We start from the raw sequence: 15,500 nt of genomic DNA on the forward strand, positions 1-15,500 counted from the left end.
TACATCGATAAAAAAGCGCAGGAATAACCTGCGCTTCTGCTATCGTGTGCTTTAACTCTCGTCCACATTTTCACTGACGATAGTAAAAAAGCAGACTTTCGCCTGCTTTGTTCTAGTTCATGTCACGCCCTGGGGCTGGCGCTAACACTTCACGGTTACCATTGTGGCCTGGTGCACTCACGATACCTTGAGCTTCAAGTTGCTCGACAATACGTGCCGCGCGGTTATAACCAATTTTGAAGCGGCGCTGAACACCTGAAACTGAACCACGACGTGACTGCACAACGTGCTCAACCACTTGGTCAAACAGTGGGTCAGTATCCTCATCTGCTTCCATCGATTCGCCTGGTAACAGGCTTTCAGGCCCCTGTTCGCCACTGATGATTTCTTCGATGTAATTTGGCTTACCACGTGCTTTCCAGTTATTCACTACGGCATGCACATCATCATCCGAAGCGAAAGCACCATGAACACGTTCAGTATGGCTAGAACCTGGAGCCAAATAAAGCATATCACCCATACCTAACAATGATTCCGCGCCGCCTTGATCAAGAATCGTGCGAGAGTCGGTTTTGGTTGAAACGGTAAAGGCAATACGGGTTGGAATGTTCGCTTTGATTAAGCCAGTAATAACATCAACCGAAGGACGCTGAGTTGCCAAAATCAAGTGGACACCGGCTGCACGTGCTTTTTGCGCCAAACGAGCAATCAGTTCTTCAACTTTCTTACCCACCACCATAATAAGGTCGGCAAATTCGTCGACCACCACCACGATATAAGGCAATTTTTCAAGCAATGGCGCTTCTTCATCCATGCTATCGCCCGGTTTCCACAATGGGTCATGGATTGGGTGACCAGCATCAGCTGCCATTTTCAACTTGTCATTGAAGCCTTTGATGTTACGTACACCGAGTGCCGACATCAGCTTGTAACGACGCTCCATCTCACCCACACACCAACGCAGGGCATTGGATGCGTCTTTCATGTCAGTAACCACTTCAGACAATAGATGTGGAATACCTTCGTAAATCGATAATTCCAACATTTTCGGGTCGATCATGATAAAACGCAGATCTTCCGGCGATGCCTTATAAAGCATACTTAGAATCATCACGTTTACACCGACCGATTTACCAGAACCGGTTGTACCAGCCACTAATACGTGTGGCATTTTGGCAATATCAGCGATAACCGCTTCACCGGCAATATCTTGACCAAGGACGACGGTCGTCGGTGACTTAGCATCAATAAAGGTTTGGCTTCCCACTACATCAGAGAAAAATACCGTTTGACGACTCATGTTCGGCAACTCTAGACCGACATAAGGCTTACCAGGGATCACCTCAACCACACGCACCGCCATCGCAGACAACGAACGAGCAAGGTCCATCGAGAGGCTAGAGATACGACTTACTTTGACACCCGGTGCTAAATCAAGCTCAAAACGGGTGATCACAGGACCTGGGAAAATATCAACCACGGTCGCTTGGATTTTGTAATCAGCCAATTTTGATTCAACCAAACGAGCGATGCCTTCTAGCGCTTCACGATCGATAAAGTTTTCGCGTTTCTCTGGATGGTAAAGCAGCTCTAAAGTCGGCAGTGGCTCTGTCGGCTTAGGTAAATTCAGTTCTTGTTGTACTAAGAACGGGTTTTGTTTCGCGACTACCTTCGCTTGAGCATCAGCGACAATTGACTGAAATGCTGAAACATCTTCATCTTGATTGTCGTGTTCAAGCGTCACAGGCTCCTTCATTGGCACATCCACGGCCGCAGGTGGCGCGGTCGGTTGTTCGCTCGGTTCTACGACATCAAACGAGCTAATGGTTGGTTCAATATGGGTAGAATTAGGTTCTACTTGCTGAGTAATTTCATCCAACTGCGTTTGATTAATCTCTGGTGCAGATTGTGGCTCAACTTGCTGCCAAGGCGCTTCATTCGGAGCTTGATTATGTTCTGTAGGCTGAATAACAGCAGCACTCGCAAGAGCGGCAGCATCAGATGTAACAGCAGCACTTGCCGGCATTGTCTCTTGCTGCCAAGGTGGGATGAACTGTTCGGCCATATCATCCGCTTGAGTCGCATCCTGCTCTAACTGTTCAATCGTCGCGTCAAGTTGGCGCGTACGCTCAACTTCACCATTCGAAACCGGATCATAGTGAGGGGCTTCCTGTGGGGTGAAATCTTGTTGTGTATACGGTTGATCTTGCTGTTCGTTATAACCCACAGCGCTCGGAGCCTCGTGAGGTTGATACGTTTCATGCAACGGCTCTTCCGACACTGTTGACGCTTGAGTCTGATATCCCTCTTGCTCTTGCGGCGAAACAGGAACACTTGCCGCGGCAGCATTTGCAACACCACTTGTTGCTACCGCACTGACCGCTTCTGGCATATGTATATTGTAACGACGTGGCTGCTCATGCTCATGATCCTGCTCACTGTTCTGGTCATGATCCGCTTGAGCCGTTGCTTTAATAGGTTCGCGTTCAAACTCATCCGCCTGTTTGAGCTGTGGTTCCATCACTTCATCTTGTTCACCACGAACGCGGTTAAATAGGCGCGTGAATGCCTTAATCGCAGAATCGCCAAGCCAATCAACTATCGTTAACCATGAAATGCCCGTGAGGAGGGTAAAACCTGCGCCCCAGAGAAACAGTAGTACCAGTGTCGTACCTAGGGCATTAAGCGTCGGAAGCGCCAAACTGGTCAGTACATCGCCAATCACACCACCAGAGGAAAAATACCAAATATCATCAAAGTTGATATCGGCAAGAGCGCAACTGGTCAGAACTAAAATCGTGAAGCCAAGGAAACGAGTGCCCCAAAGCATCAAATCAAGTGGATCATCTTCATCACGCTTACGTAAGCAAACCCAAGCGGTGACGACAATTAACAGAGGAATAGTGTAAGCCAGTGACCCAAATGAAAAGAACAGAGTGTCGGCAAACCAGGCACCAATGATACCGCCAGCGTTCGCAATATCTCCCGCCCACGCCGTTTGCGACCAGGATGGATCAGCAGGACTGAAGGTTAATAAGGCAACATAGAGCAAAATAGACGCCAGTACTGCCACAATAAGGCTGCACTCTTTCAGGCGTTCAGGCCCCGATAAACGGGTAGACTGAGGCTCTTCCCCGGTTTTTATAATTGTTTCGACTTTACTGCTGTTCTTTTTGAACATAACTTACTTATCTTTATTAGGAAAAAAATAGCCCGAGCAGCAAAGCTACTCGGACTATAGATTTAACCATATCGAAGCTAAAAACCCAATTGTCTAACGTCAGAATATCGAAAGGGATTCCACCTCTGTCACTCTGCGCACATAACAATCTAGGAGACTGACCAAAAAAGACCCTAGTTAACGGCACCAAAGGCTCACTAACCAAATGTTGTTAGCTTGGCCTCATCTCCTCAATGACTATAATTAGCGGGTTTTGATCACTAGCTGATTAGTTTGTTTTACTTCTTCCATTACTACGTAAGTACGTGTGTCGTTTACACCCGGTAAACGCAGTAATGTATCGCCAAGCAGCTTACGATATGCACCCATATCAGCTACTCGCGTTTTTAATAGATAGTCAAAATCACCTGATACTAGGTGGCACTCTTGAATGTCATCCAGTTTTTGTACCGCGGTATTAAACTGTTCAAACACATCTGGCGCACCACGATTTAACGTAATTTCAACAAACACCAATAGAGACGCATCAAGATACTGTGGGTTAAGTAACGCAGTGTAACCCGTGATGTACCCTTGGCGTTCGAGACGACGAACACGTTCTAAACATGGTGTTGGTGACAAGCCCACACGCTTTGATAATTCTACGTTTGAAATTCGACCATCTTTCTGCAATTCATTAAGAATATTGCGATCGATACGGTCTAGATCCTTGGACGGCTTCTTATTGTTGTCTGCCATTTTTTATTCCACCTTATTACTTCCTTGCAAAAATATATACTACATCTTTTTAATATTTAGTATCAAATGTTAAACATTTGCTCTTATACTAGATATTAATTCGACAATACTACCCTACACACAGTTATTACAACCAAAAAAAAATGAGGAGTCAGGATGATCATTGGCGTACCAAAGGAAATCAAGAACCACGAATATCGCGTCGGCATGATTCCAGCCAGCGTTCGCGAGCTAGTGTCTCAAGGTCACCAAGTTTTTGTTGAAACCCTAGCCGGATCCGGCATTGGATTCTCAGACGATGATTACATCGCTGTAGGCGCATCCATTCTTCCTACTGCTGCTGACGTTTTCTCGACAGCAGAAATGATCGTTAAGGTAAAAGAACCTCAAGCTACCGAGCGTTCAATGCTCCGCGAGGGGCAGATATTATTTACTTATCTACACCTAGCCCCAGATTTTCCACAAACTGATGAGCTAATCAAGAGTAAAGCCGTCTGTATAGCATATGAGACTGTAACAGATAATATGGGTCGCTTGCCACTACTTGCACCAATGTCGGAAGTGGCTGGACGTATGTCGATTCAAGCTGGCGCCCAAACACTGGAAAAATCCCACGGTGGCAGTGGTTTATTACTTGGCGGTGTTCCAGGGGTCGAACCGGCCAAAATCGTAGTAATAGGTGGGGGTGTGGTCGGTGCGAACGCTGCCAGAATGGCCGTCGGCATGCGTGCCGATGTAACGATTATCGATCGAAACATTGATGCGCTTCGCAAATTGGACGAAGAGTTCCAAGGACGCGCAAAAATGGTGTATTCAACTGAAGACGCCATCGAAAAACACGTTATCTCAGCCGATCTTGTTATTGGCGCGGTATTAATTCCAGGCGCAGCGGCACCGAAGTTGGTGACGAAAGCGCACATTGCCAAAATGAAACCCGGCGCAGCCGTCGTTGATGTCGCCATCGACCAAGGCGGTTGTTTTGAAACCTCACATGCCACTACTCACGCCGATCCAACTTATATCGTCGATGATGTCGTGCACTACTGTGTCGCCAACATGCCGGGCGCGGTCGCGCGTACCTCAACCTTTGCACTGAATAATGCAACGCTTCCTTATATAGTCAAATTAGCCAATAAAGGCTACCGCCAAGCTCTATTGGACGATAAAGGCTTCTTGGAAGGTCTCAATGTGATTCACGGTAAAGTGACCTGCAAAGAAGTCGCAGAAGCATTTGGCCTTGAATACGTCGAGCCAGAGCAAGCGATTAAGATGTTTAACTGATTAAAGAGCATCGAGAGTCGAGAAGCGGGAATGCCGCGAGAGCGCTTCGCTTTGAGAAAAGAGATCTGAGAAACGAGAAACGGGAGTTTAAGACTTCTCGACGTTGATCACTAAACACTGGCCAATAAACATTGACGAATGAAAAGACAAAGGGTTGGCGCAATGCCAACCCTTTTTGTTCGTCTTTTTGTTCATATAGCGATTTCAATAACCACTCACTGAAACATCGTTGAACAGTTAAATTTCGTCAACCGCCTTCACGAGTCACAAACTACAGCTATCTCGCCTCTCTATGTGGGGCAAAGCTGAAAGCTTTGATGCTAAAAGCTCGTTTTTTAGAACCAACGCTCAAGTGACGTTTTATCTAAGTGACGAAACGCGCGATTTAGAATGCGAGCCAACTCTTTATAGCGAGGCTTCGCTTTTAGTGGTTCTAGAGCATAACCACTTTCAATAATTTTTTGGTGCAACTCACGATACCAGCCAGCAAGCGATGGTGGTAATTGTGTATTAGCGCGATTGCCTAGCCACCACATACCTTGGATTGGCATGCTGATAGCAAACAGAGCCACTATCACCGCTTGCGGTAACGCTTGGTGATTGGTAAAGACCATTTGCGTAAGCACACTAATCGCGGCAACGGCTGGCATTACCTTCATACCAAAACGTGTTGCCTTTATAATGCGCTGCTCTGGAAACAGTGGCGCGAGTTCTTTGCGCACAGGCCAAGTATCCATGTACTTTTGACCATCACGTAAGCTGTGAACGAGACCGACTTTATTATTCATATTACTCTCTCACTTCCGGTACAAGGCACTTAACTTCAAAATAAGTTGAAACTTTCAACTAAACGCGTAAAAAATTGACGAAAGTTAATATTCTTTCAAATTTTTTTTGTTATATTTGTCTATTATCGCTATCCTTGGCACGCCCTCAATCTCATTGTTGCTCTTATTTACAATTTAGGCAACGTTGAGAGATATCTGCAAGGATTGCACAAGTTGCTTTCATGGTAAAGCGACCTCTTTTTATACATGGATTTAAGCGCTTTTTAAGCAAGAATGGTACGCAGTTACACTAGACTCGACTATTCTTGTGGTTAAATTTCATCCTAACTGATTTTTATCAGACGATTAACAGGTAGTCATACATGTCAAAGCTAGTTTTAGTTTTAAACTGCGGTAGTTCTTCTCTTAAGTTTGCAATTGTTGATGCAGAGACTGGTGCTGAGCACCTAACAGGTCTTGCTGAGTGTCTTGGTCTTCCAGAAGCTCGTATGAAGTGGAAACTTGATGGTAAGCACGAAGCTCAACTAGGCGCAGGCGCAGCACACGAAGAAGCACTATCTTTCATGGTAGAAACTATTCTTGCTTCTAAGCCAGAGCTTAAAGCTAACCTAGGCGCGATCGGTCACCGTATCGTTCACGGTGGCGAGCAGTTCACTCAATCAGCACTTATTTGTGATCAAGTTCTTAAGGGCATCCAAGACGCTGCAACTTTTGCACCTCTTCACAACCCAGCTCACCTTATCGGTATCGAAGCTGCTAAACACAACTTCCCTGAGCTACAAAACGTTGCTGTATTCGACACTGCGTTCCACCAAACTATGCCTGAAGAGTCGTTCCTATACGCTCTTCCATACAACCTATACAAAGAGCACGGCATCCGTCGTTACGGCATGCACGGTACTTCACACCTATTCATCACTCGTGAAGTTGCAGGCCTACTAAACAAGCCAGTTGAAGAAGTTAACATCATCAACTGTCACCTAGGTAACGGCGCATCTGTATGTGCAATCAAGAACGGTCAATCTGTAGATACTTCTATGGGTCTAACTCCTCTTGAAGGTCTAGTAATGGGTACTCGTTGTGGCGATATCGACCCTGCGATCATCTTCCACCTACACGACGCACTAGGTTACTCTGTTGAGCAAATCAACAACATGCTAACTAAAGAGTCTGGCCTACAAGGTCTAACTGAAGTGACTTCAGACTGTCGTTTCGTTGAAGACAACTACGGTGAGAAAGAAGAAGCAACTCGCGCAATGGACGTGTTCTGTCACCGTCTAGCTAAATACGTAGCTGGTTACACTGCTTCTCTAGAAGGTCGTCTAGACGCAATCACTTTCACTGGCGGTATCGGCGAGAACTCTGGCCCAATCCGTGAAATGGTTCTTAACCGTCTAGCTATCTTCGGTATCGAAGTAGACAGCGAAGCAAACCTTAAAGCACGTTTCGGTGGTGAAGGTACTATCACTACTGCAAACAGCCGCATCCCAGCAATGGTTATCTCTACTAACGAAGAGCTAGTTATCGCTGAAGACACTGCACGTCTAGCAGGTCTGTAATTGACTCAACTGGCTAGCCTTCGGGCTGGCCAGTTTTTCTATAAATAGAAATTTAGGGGCTCAACTCCTATTCCATGAACTGTTCAGGGAATACGTAATTGAGCTTTTAATCCAATAATGTAAGGTAATTAGTCGATGTCTCGTACTATTATGCTTATCCCTACTAGCGCTGGTGTTGGTCTTACTAGTGTTAGCATGGGTGTTCTGCGCACTATGGAGCGCAAGGGCGTTAAAGTTTCTTTCTACAAGCCTATCGCACAACCACGTTCTGGCGGCGATCAGCCTGATCTGACTTCAACTATCGTTGGCGCGAACAGCGATATGAAGATCGGCACTCCAATGCAAATGTCTGTTGCTGAAAGCCTAATCGGTAACGACAACATGGATGAGCTTCTAGAAACAATCGTTGAACGTTACAACCAAATCAACAAAGATGCGGACGTAACCTTGATCGAAGGTCTAGTACCAACTCGTAAGCACCCATTCGCTAACCAAGTGAACGCGGAAATCGCGGCAACTCTAGGCGCAGAGATCGTACTTGTTGCGACTCCTGGTCTAGACAACCCAGCTCAGCTTAAAGAGCGTATCGAAGTAGCATGTTCTAACTTCGGTGGTACTAAGAACAAAAACATCTCTGGTGTTATCATCAACAAGCTTAACGCTCCTGTAGATGAAGCTGGCCGTACTCGTCCAGACCTATCAGAAATGTTTGACGATGCAGACAGCGCACAAACTAACGAAATGAAAGTGATGGAAATCTTCAACACTTCTCCAATTCGTGTACTTGGTTGTGTGCCTTGGTCAATCGATCTAATCGCAACTCGCGCGATCGATATGGCTCAACACCTAAACGCTGACATCATCAACGCTGGTGATATCAACACTCGTCGCATCAAGAGCATCACGTTCTGTGCACGTTCACTACCAAACATGATTGAGCACTTTAAACCAGGTTCTCTACTTGTTACTTCTGCTGACCGTCCTGACGTTATCGTTGCCGCGGCACTAGCAGCAATGAACGGCGTAGAAATCGGCGCAATCCTATTGACTGGCGGTTACGACATCCCTCAAGAAATTGAAGGTCTATGTAAACCTGCATTCGATACTGGCCTGCCAATCTTCAAAGCACAAGGTAACACTTGGCAGACTTCGCTGAACCTACAAAGCTTCAGCATCGAAGTTCCAGCGGACGATAAAGAGCGCATCGAATTCATCAACGATCACGTAGCAGGTCACATCGACGGCAACTGGATTGAGTCTATGACTGAAGGCACGCAAAAGTCTCGTCGTCTAAGCCCACCAGCATTCCGTTACCAACTTACTGAGTTCGCTCGTAAAGCTGGTAAGCGTATCGTACTTCCTGAAGGTGATGAGCCACGTACAGTTAAAGCTGCGGCTATCTGTGCTGAGCGCGGTATCGCTGAATGTGTGCTGCTAGGTAACCCAGAAGAAATCCGTCGCGTTGCAGCGCAACAAGGCGTTGAACTAGGTGCTGGCGTAACAATCATCGATTCAGATGCAGTTCGTGAAAACTATGTTGCTCGTCTAGTTGAGCTACGTGGCGCGAAAGGCATGACTGAAGTTGTGGCTCGTGAGAAGCTACAAGATTCAGTATTCCTAGGCACAATGATGCTTGAGAACAACGAAGTTGACGGTCTAGTTTCTGGTGCGGTTCATACCACAGCAAACACTATCGTTCCTCCGTTCCAAATCATCAAAACTGCTCCTGATGCGTCAATCGTATCTTCTGTGTTCTTCATGCTACTACCTGACCAAGTATTGGTTTACGGTGACTGTGCGATCAACCCAGATCCAACGGCTGAACAGCTTGCTGAAATCGCTATTCAATCTGCTGACTCTGCAGCAGCATTTGGTATCGAACCACGCGTAGCAATGATCTCTTACTCTACTGGTGAATCTGGTAAGGGTGCAGACGTTGATAAAGTACGTGAAGCAACTAAACTGGCTCAAGAGAAACGTCCTGACCTAATCATCGACGGTCCTCTACAGTACGACGCAGCAATCATGGAAAACGTAGCAGCTTCTAAAGCTCCTAACTCTCCAGTAGCTGGTAAAGCAACTGTATTCGTATTCCCAGACCTAAACACTGGTAACACGACTTACAAAGCAGTACAACGTTCAGCTGACCTAGTTTCTATCGGTCCAATGCTGCAAGGTATGCGCAAGCCTGTAAACGACTTGTCTCGTGGCGCGCTAGTAGACGATATCGTGTACACAGTTGCACTAACGGCTATCCAAGCAGATCAAGCTGAGCAAGCGAACAAATAATCGTTACCTAATTCACCAATGAATTAAGTAATTAAAAGCCTCCAACTTTGGGGGCTTTTTTGTACCTGTATTTTCCCCCTTATCCACTGTCCCCCTTTTCCCTTCCCACGCAAAACTCAGAGCAGTTTAGCTACGTATAAACTTCGACCAAGTAAAAGCACCGAGCACTGATATTGCTCGCTAGGCTGGTAGGGGGTGCGCTCGTTAGCCATACTGATTTGAACAGCGAAACATTTATAGTGGCCAACTAAAATTAAATTTAACTTTGTTGGGAGAGCACAATGAAGAACGACCTCGACTCCAATGTGATTTTATTAGCGTATGAATGTGTGATGCGTAACGGTTGTAAAACGGAGCTTGGAAAAAGCTACTTAGGCATCGAAGCATTTTCCGATTACGATGGGTATAACGTCTATCTAAAGGGTAAAGGCGTTGAGCTTTCGATGGGTTTTCACAACACCTATCAGCTCAATTATGACCAAGAAAGTAACAAAGCCACGTTTCTGAATCAGCTTAATTCTCTCGCTAAATGACCAACAAAAAAGCCTCCAAATTTGGAGGCTTTTTTATCGAATCTTTTTTATAGAAAGATACCGTATGGTTACTCTTGTTCGACTTTCACTCTGAAAAACAGGGCATAGAACAGAGGGATAACAATCAACGTCAGGATGGTTGCGAACAACAAACCAAACATGATGGTCACCGCCATACTCTTAAAGAACGGGTCAATCAGCAGTGGTGCCACACCGAGAATCGTGGTTAGCGCCCCCAGCAATACAGGACGCGCACGGCTAGTTGCAGCATCAATAATCGCAAAATAGGCTGCTTTGCCTTGGGCAATTTCCACATCCGCTTGATCCACCAAAACAATGGCATTCTTCACCATCATACCGATAAGGCTCAAGAAGCCGAGAATCGCCATAAACTCAAATGGGGTTTGGAATACGATCAAACCGACCGTCACACCAATGACGGCAAGCGGCGCAGTTAACCAGATAACCAAAGGTTGACGCACTGCGTTAAACATAAAGATCACCGATAAAATCATCGCCGCAAAACCGTATGGCGCTGAAATCGCAAGACCTTCATTGGCATCTTTTGACGCTTTATATTCACCGTACCAAATCAGCTCATAACCTGCAGGCAGTTCAATCGCTTCAATCTTATCGCGTACGTTATTAAAGGCATCCGACGTGAGTACGCCCGGCGCGGGGTCAGCTTGCACCATAATCGTTGGCATGCGGTTAACACGACGCAAAATGGCATCTTGCCAAGCCACATCAACCGAATCGACTAACTGGCTCACCGGAATGTAACCACCCGCTGTTGCACTATACACTTCGGTATTTTCTACCGCACGTTGGTGGTTACGCTCATTTTGTGGTGAACGCACGACGATTGGGATCAAATCATCCCCTTCACGGTAAACACCCACATTACGGCCAGATAACGTCTGGGCAATCGCTAGATTGATCTCTTGGGTTGTCAGACCAAAGCGCTGCGCTTTCTCGGCTGAATAAACTGGACGAAGCACAGGTACTTGTTGGCGCCAATCATCTTGCACAGCAATTAGATTGCTGTCAGCTTGCATGATTGCCTTTGCTTGTTCCGCAAGTTGACGTAACACAGTACTGTCTGGCCCTTTAAAGCCCGCTTCAATCTTCTTACCGCCGCCACGACCTAGCATGAATTTCCATACTTTGATCGACGCATCAGGGTATTTCACCGCAAGTTCGTCTTGCAGTTCTACTAATAACGGCGCGATCTTTTTATAGTCATCGATATCAATCAATAACTGACCATAGCTGGTATTTCGTGCTTCTGGTGAATAGGTCAGCATAAAGCGTAAACCGCCGCCACCAATGAAACTCGCAATATTGGTCACGCCTTCTTTAGCTTTAACGTCTTGCTCAATATTCGCAATCATGCGCTCAACACGGCTGATATCCGAACCTTGCGGCAAGTAAACATCCACCACGAACTGCGGGCGCTGTGAATCAGGCATAAAGCCCGGTGGCACATATTTCAAACTGTAGATCGCCACAGTCATCAAACCCAGCAACATCATCATGCTGGCCAAACGGTGTCTTAGTACCCAAGCCAATAGCGCTTTGTACATCGACATCATACGGCCAACTTTGATTTCCCCTTTGCTCGCTTTTACTTTTAAGAAATCAAAGCAGAGCATTGGCGTAATCGTCACTGCAAACACCCAGCTCAAGAACATTGAATAAAGAATTACCCAAAACAATGAACCTGCGTATTCACCCATATCCGACGGTGACAAACCAATCGCACTGAACGCACAAATACCGACAACGGTACCACCAAGCAGCGGCCATTTCGTCGCATCCACCACTTCTGAGACGATGGTCTCTTTGTCTTCCTCTGGGTTTTGTTGTAAACGGACTAAAATGCCATCAGTTACCACGATAGCGTTGTCTACCAACATACCCAGAGCAATGATCAATGCGCCCAGCGAAATACGCTGCATGGCGATATCTTCGATGAACATGATGCATAGCGTTGCGGCAACCGTCAGCAATAATACAAAGCCGATGATGATGCCCGAGCGTACGCCCATAAACAGCAGCAGTACGATAAATACAATCGCTACCGCCGCAATCAGGTTATCGATAAAGTTCGCCACTGAAGCACGAACCGAATCTGACTGCATCGAAATAACGTGTAATTCCATTCCCAAAGGACGTTGGTCTTCAAGTTCAGCAAGGCGCACTTTTACCGCGTCGCCCATATCCACCACGTTACCGCCAGTGACATTCGAGATACCAAATCCAACCGCGCGTTGACCGTTATAACGCATCAACATGCTTGCTGGCTCTTGATAGCCACGAGTCACCGTGGCAATGTCGCCTAAGCGCATCACTGTATTGCCTTGGCCGACACCCACTTGCAGATTACGCAGATCATCAAACGAGCGAATATTGGAATCTGGGATCACCGGGATGCGCATATCAGTGGTTTCAATCGCACCAGCTACCGTCACCACGTTTTGCTTTTGCAATACTTGGAACACTTGCTGTGCCGAAACGCCAAACTTCGCTAAGCGCTCGCTCGAGATCTCAACAAAAATGGTCTCTTGACGTTCAGCTAGCGTTGCCGTTTTTGCGACGCCCGGTACAAGCACCAACTGACGACGTAAGCCATCAACATAATCTTGTAACTGCTTGTCACTGTAACCGTCACCGGTTACCGCAAAGAACAAAGCATAAACATCGGAGAAGTCATCATTAACAATCGACGGCCCTGCTCCCGGAGGTAATTGACGCTGCACATCGGCAATTTTACGTCTTAACTTATCCCACACTTGTTGCAGTTCTGCTGAGCTCTTGGCAAATTCCAATTTGATCTCAACCGTGACTTCCGACATGCCTTGTTTGGAAACTGATTTAACCTCTTTGAGCTCTTGCAGCGATTGCACCGCCCCTTCGATCAAATCGGTCACTTCATCCGAAACTTCTTGCGCTGTCGCGCCTGAGTAAGCGGTATTGATCACGGCTTGGCGAATGACAAATTCAGGGTCTTCAAACCGGCCCAGTTTTAAGTAGCTGATGTAACCACCCAGCAAAATCAGGGCAATCATCACCCACACACTGGTGCGTTTTGCGATGGTATAGCGAGCAATATTCATCAGTGCGCCTCGTTATTGCCTTGGGCATCATTACTCATTGGGCGGATTTCCATTCCCTCTAATAAGCTTGATACGCCAGCGATGACCACTTTATCGCCTAACTCAAGGTGGTCGTTGATCACGACGCGATCACGGCTTAATGCCCCAACCTCAACAAAGCGTTTTTCTACCGTGTTATCGGCACCAACTAGCCAAACAAACTGCTTGCCTTGGTTATCCGGCACAACCGCGGTAATTGGCAGTGTAATCAAAGGATTCTCAAGATCATTATCTTGCTCAGCAGGTAACACTTTCACCGTCATACCCGGCAATACGCGATAACCATTAAGATTTTTAAACCCTAATACCACGGCGTAAGTTTGCGAGATTGGATCGGCTTGAGTCGCGTAAGAACGTAAACTCAAATCAAATAACTGACTTGGAATCGCACTGATTTCCGCTTTCGCTTCTGTACTACGCAAGCCAGAAAGCATCACGCTATCAGGAATGTGGATGACCACTTCCATATCGCTCAAATCATGCAAAGTGAACACTGGCGCATTTGCTTGGATTTGCATGTGGTTATCCACCAGCTTGCGGCCGATAATACCGGCAAATGGCGCTTCAATACGAGTGTAATCAAGCTGACGTTGCGCTTCATCACGACGGTTTTTCGCCAAGTTATAACGGGTAGTTAGCTCATCGAGACTGCTTTTTGAAATCGCTTTGCTCTTTTCGTAAATCGCCTTTGCGCGTTGGTATTCGGCTTCAACGTTATTTAACTCTAAGCGAGCTGACGCTAATGCAATCTCCGCATCTCGAGAATCCAAACGGGCTAATAGCTGACCTTGAATGACACGATCACCCTCTTTCACCATGATGTCAGTTAAACGGCCACCAATACGAAACGATAGGTCTGCACGCTCTGCAGCACGGACCACACCATTAAAGCTCAAATTGTCGCCACGACTTGCCGTTACGGTTTCCGTTAATGCTGGCTTGACCGATTTTTTAACCACTGGCGTTTCGGCTTCAGCACCGCAGCCAGTCAACATGACACCAGATAAAGAGATACCTATCGCCAATGCGAGTGATTTTAACTTCGCAGAAGTGGCGGTATTGTGCGCTTTTTTCACGTTGTTCTCCTAAGAGGCAAAGATTGCATCTGCTCTAAATTAGAGCGAATAAATGTAAACTCATGAGTTTATTTTTTGGGATTTTATTGGAGCTTTTAATCAAAGTAAACTCAAAAGTTTACCTTCGAGGCGCATATTGCTAGACTAGTGATATTACCCGCGTCACATCGCACTTAAGGAGAAGCTAGATGACCCGTTCAGAACAAAAACGGCTTGCTATCATCGAAGCCGCAAAAGAAGAGTTCATTCAAAATGGGTTTTCAGCCGCGAACATGAACAATGTCTCCGCTGCAGCAGAGGTTTCTAAACGGACTTTATATCGCCACTTCGAAAGCAAAGAACTGTTATTTGAAGAGGTTCTAGTTGATATTCAAGAAAATATTGTGCGCAATGTCGATTATCCATTTGATGAAAACGCACCACTCGAAGAACAGCTAAGGCTTGTGACATTACGTGAAATTGATGTGATGTATAACACTTATGGCATCGCTCTATCACGCACCATTGTGATGGAGTTTTTCCGCCAACCTGATTTAGCTAAAAGCATTACCCAGCGCCTCTATCGTACTCGCGCAGTCAGCGCCTGGTTTAGCAAAGCACTCGCAAGCGGCAAGCTGGTCGCCGACGACGAACAAACCATTACTAGTGTTTATGTTAGCGTGTTCCAAGGACTGCTTTTTTGGCCTCAAGTACTCGATATTCTTCCTCGCCCTGAAGCCGAGGAACTGGAACATAAGGTATCAACCATCGTGACCACCATTGTGCGAGCCTTTGCCCCTTAATCAAATGGCTTATTTGTCGCTTATCTAACACTCGAAACTAGCCATGCTGCACAACTAAAAAAGCCCCAAATTTTGGGGCTTTTACTTATAGGTTAAGTCTCGTTTTTAACCGCTA

At 46.3% G+C, this 15,500-nt stretch carries 10 protein-coding genes; 5 read left to right on the plus strand and 5 right to left on the minus strand.

The window, feature by feature from the left end; all coding sequences use genetic code 11:
• Positions 1–112: 112 nt before the first annotated feature.
• Positions 113–3,181 carry a DNA translocase FtsK gene (locus RH86_RS15500; RefSeq protein WP_009387035.1) on the minus strand — a complete coding sequence of 1,023 codons (3,069 nt, stop codon included), beginning with the start codon at positions 3,179–3,181 and terminating at the stop codon, positions 113–115.
• Positions 3,182–3,424: 243 nt separating this feature from the next.
• A complete protein-coding gene (gene lrp / locus RH86_RS15505) occupies positions 3,425–3,919 on the minus strand; it encodes a leucine-responsive transcriptional regulator Lrp (RefSeq protein ID WP_006710825.1) in 495 nt (164 codons plus the stop codon).
• Between the two features lie 156 nt (positions 3,920–4,075).
• On the opposite strand from lrp, the gene ald reads away from it, so the two are divergent.
• Entirely contained in the window at positions 4,076–5,200 is a 1,125-nt protein-coding gene (ald, locus tag RH86_RS15510; RefSeq protein WP_009387036.1) for an alanine dehydrogenase, read from the plus strand.
• 335 nt (positions 5,201–5,535) lie between these two features.
• On the opposite strand, the gene yfbV is transcribed toward ald, so the two are convergent.
• Positions 5,536–5,988 carry a terminus macrodomain insulation protein YfbV gene (yfbV, locus tag RH86_RS15515; RefSeq protein ID WP_005594701.1) on the minus strand — a complete coding sequence of 151 codons (453 nt, stop codon included), beginning with the start codon at positions 5,986–5,988 and terminating at the stop codon, positions 5,536–5,538.
• Positions 5,989–6,350: 362 nt separating this feature from the next.
• Here yfbV and RH86_RS15520 point away from each other — a divergent pair, with 362 nt between their 5' ends.
• From RH86_RS15520 to RH86_RS15530, 3 genes are all read left to right on the plus strand, one after another.
• Positions 6,351–7,547, plus strand: coding sequence for an acetate kinase (locus RH86_RS15520; protein ID WP_005594698.1), 1,197 nt, complete (start codon positions 6,351–6,353; stop codon positions 7,545–7,547).
• Positions 7,548–7,682: 135 nt separating this feature from the next.
• Positions 7,683–9,836 carry a phosphate acetyltransferase gene (gene pta, locus RH86_RS15525; protein ID WP_005594696.1) on the plus strand — a complete coding sequence of 718 codons (2,154 nt, stop codon included), beginning with the start codon at positions 7,683–7,685 and terminating at the stop codon, positions 9,834–9,836.
• Positions 9,837–10,117: 281 nt separating this feature from the next.
• Positions 10,118–10,369 (plus strand): DUF3081 family protein, encoded by a 252-nt coding sequence (locus tag RH86_RS15530; RefSeq protein ID WP_009387037.1) that lies wholly within the window; start codon positions 10,118–10,120, stop codon positions 10,367–10,369.
• Between the two features lie 68 nt (positions 10,370–10,437).
• Here RH86_RS15530 and RH86_RS15535 read toward each other — a convergent pair whose 3' ends face one another.
• Both RH86_RS15535 and RH86_RS15540 read right to left on the minus strand, forming a co-directional pair.
• Positions 10,438–13,488: an efflux RND transporter permease subunit gene (locus RH86_RS15535; RefSeq protein ID WP_009387038.1), complete on the minus strand. Its 3,051-nt coding sequence runs from the start codon at positions 13,486–13,488 to the stop codon at positions 10,438–10,440.
• Complete coding sequence (locus RH86_RS15540; protein WP_009387039.1) at positions 13,488–14,603, minus strand: efflux RND transporter periplasmic adaptor subunit; 1,116 nt, start codon at positions 14,601–14,603, stop codon at positions 13,488–13,490. Before RH86_RS15540 ends, RH86_RS15535 begins: the two co-directional genes overlap by 1 nt.
• A gap of 188 nt (positions 14,604–14,791) precedes the next feature.
• Between RH86_RS15540 and RH86_RS15545 the strand changes: the two genes are divergently transcribed.
• Positions 14,792–15,385, plus strand: coding sequence for a TetR/AcrR family transcriptional regulator (locus RH86_RS15545; protein WP_005594683.1), 594 nt, complete (start codon positions 14,792–14,794; stop codon positions 15,383–15,385).
• The last annotated feature ends 115 nt before the right edge of the window (positions 15,386–15,500 follow it).

Origin of the sequence: Vibrio sp. N418 (assembly GCF_000222565.1) — a bacterium.
Taxonomy (GTDB): domain Bacteria; phylum Pseudomonadota; class Gammaproteobacteria; order Enterobacterales; family Vibrionaceae; genus Vibrio; species Vibrio scophthalmi.

Coding starts and splice junctions, on each gene's coding strand:
- RH86_RS15500 (WP_009387035.1), bottom strand. CDS start 3,181: ATGTTCAAAAAGAACAGCAGTAAAGTCGAAACAATTATAAAAACCGGG.
- lrp (WP_006710825.1), bottom strand. CDS start 3,919: ATGGCAGACAACAATAAGAAGCCGTCCAAGGATCTAGACCGTATCGAT.
- ald (WP_009387036.1), top strand. CDS start 4,076: ATGATCATTGGCGTACCAAAGGAAATCAAGAACCACGAATATCGCGTC.
- yfbV (WP_005594701.1), bottom strand. CDS start 5,988: ATGAATAATAAAGTCGGTCTCGTTCACAGCTTACGTGATGGTCAAAAG.
- RH86_RS15520 (WP_005594698.1), top strand. CDS start 6,351: ATGTCAAAGCTAGTTTTAGTTTTAAACTGCGGTAGTTCTTCTCTTAAG.
- pta (WP_005594696.1), top strand. CDS start 7,683: ATGTCTCGTACTATTATGCTTATCCCTACTAGCGCTGGTGTTGGTCTT.
- RH86_RS15530 (WP_009387037.1), top strand. CDS start 10,118: ATGAAGAACGACCTCGACTCCAATGTGATTTTATTAGCGTATGAATGT.
- RH86_RS15535 (WP_009387038.1), bottom strand. CDS start 13,488: ATGAATATTGCTCGCTATACCATCGCAAAACGCACCAGTGTGTGGGTG.
- RH86_RS15545 (WP_005594683.1), top strand. CDS start 14,792: ATGACCCGTTCAGAACAAAAACGGCTTGCTATCATCGAAGCCGCAAAA.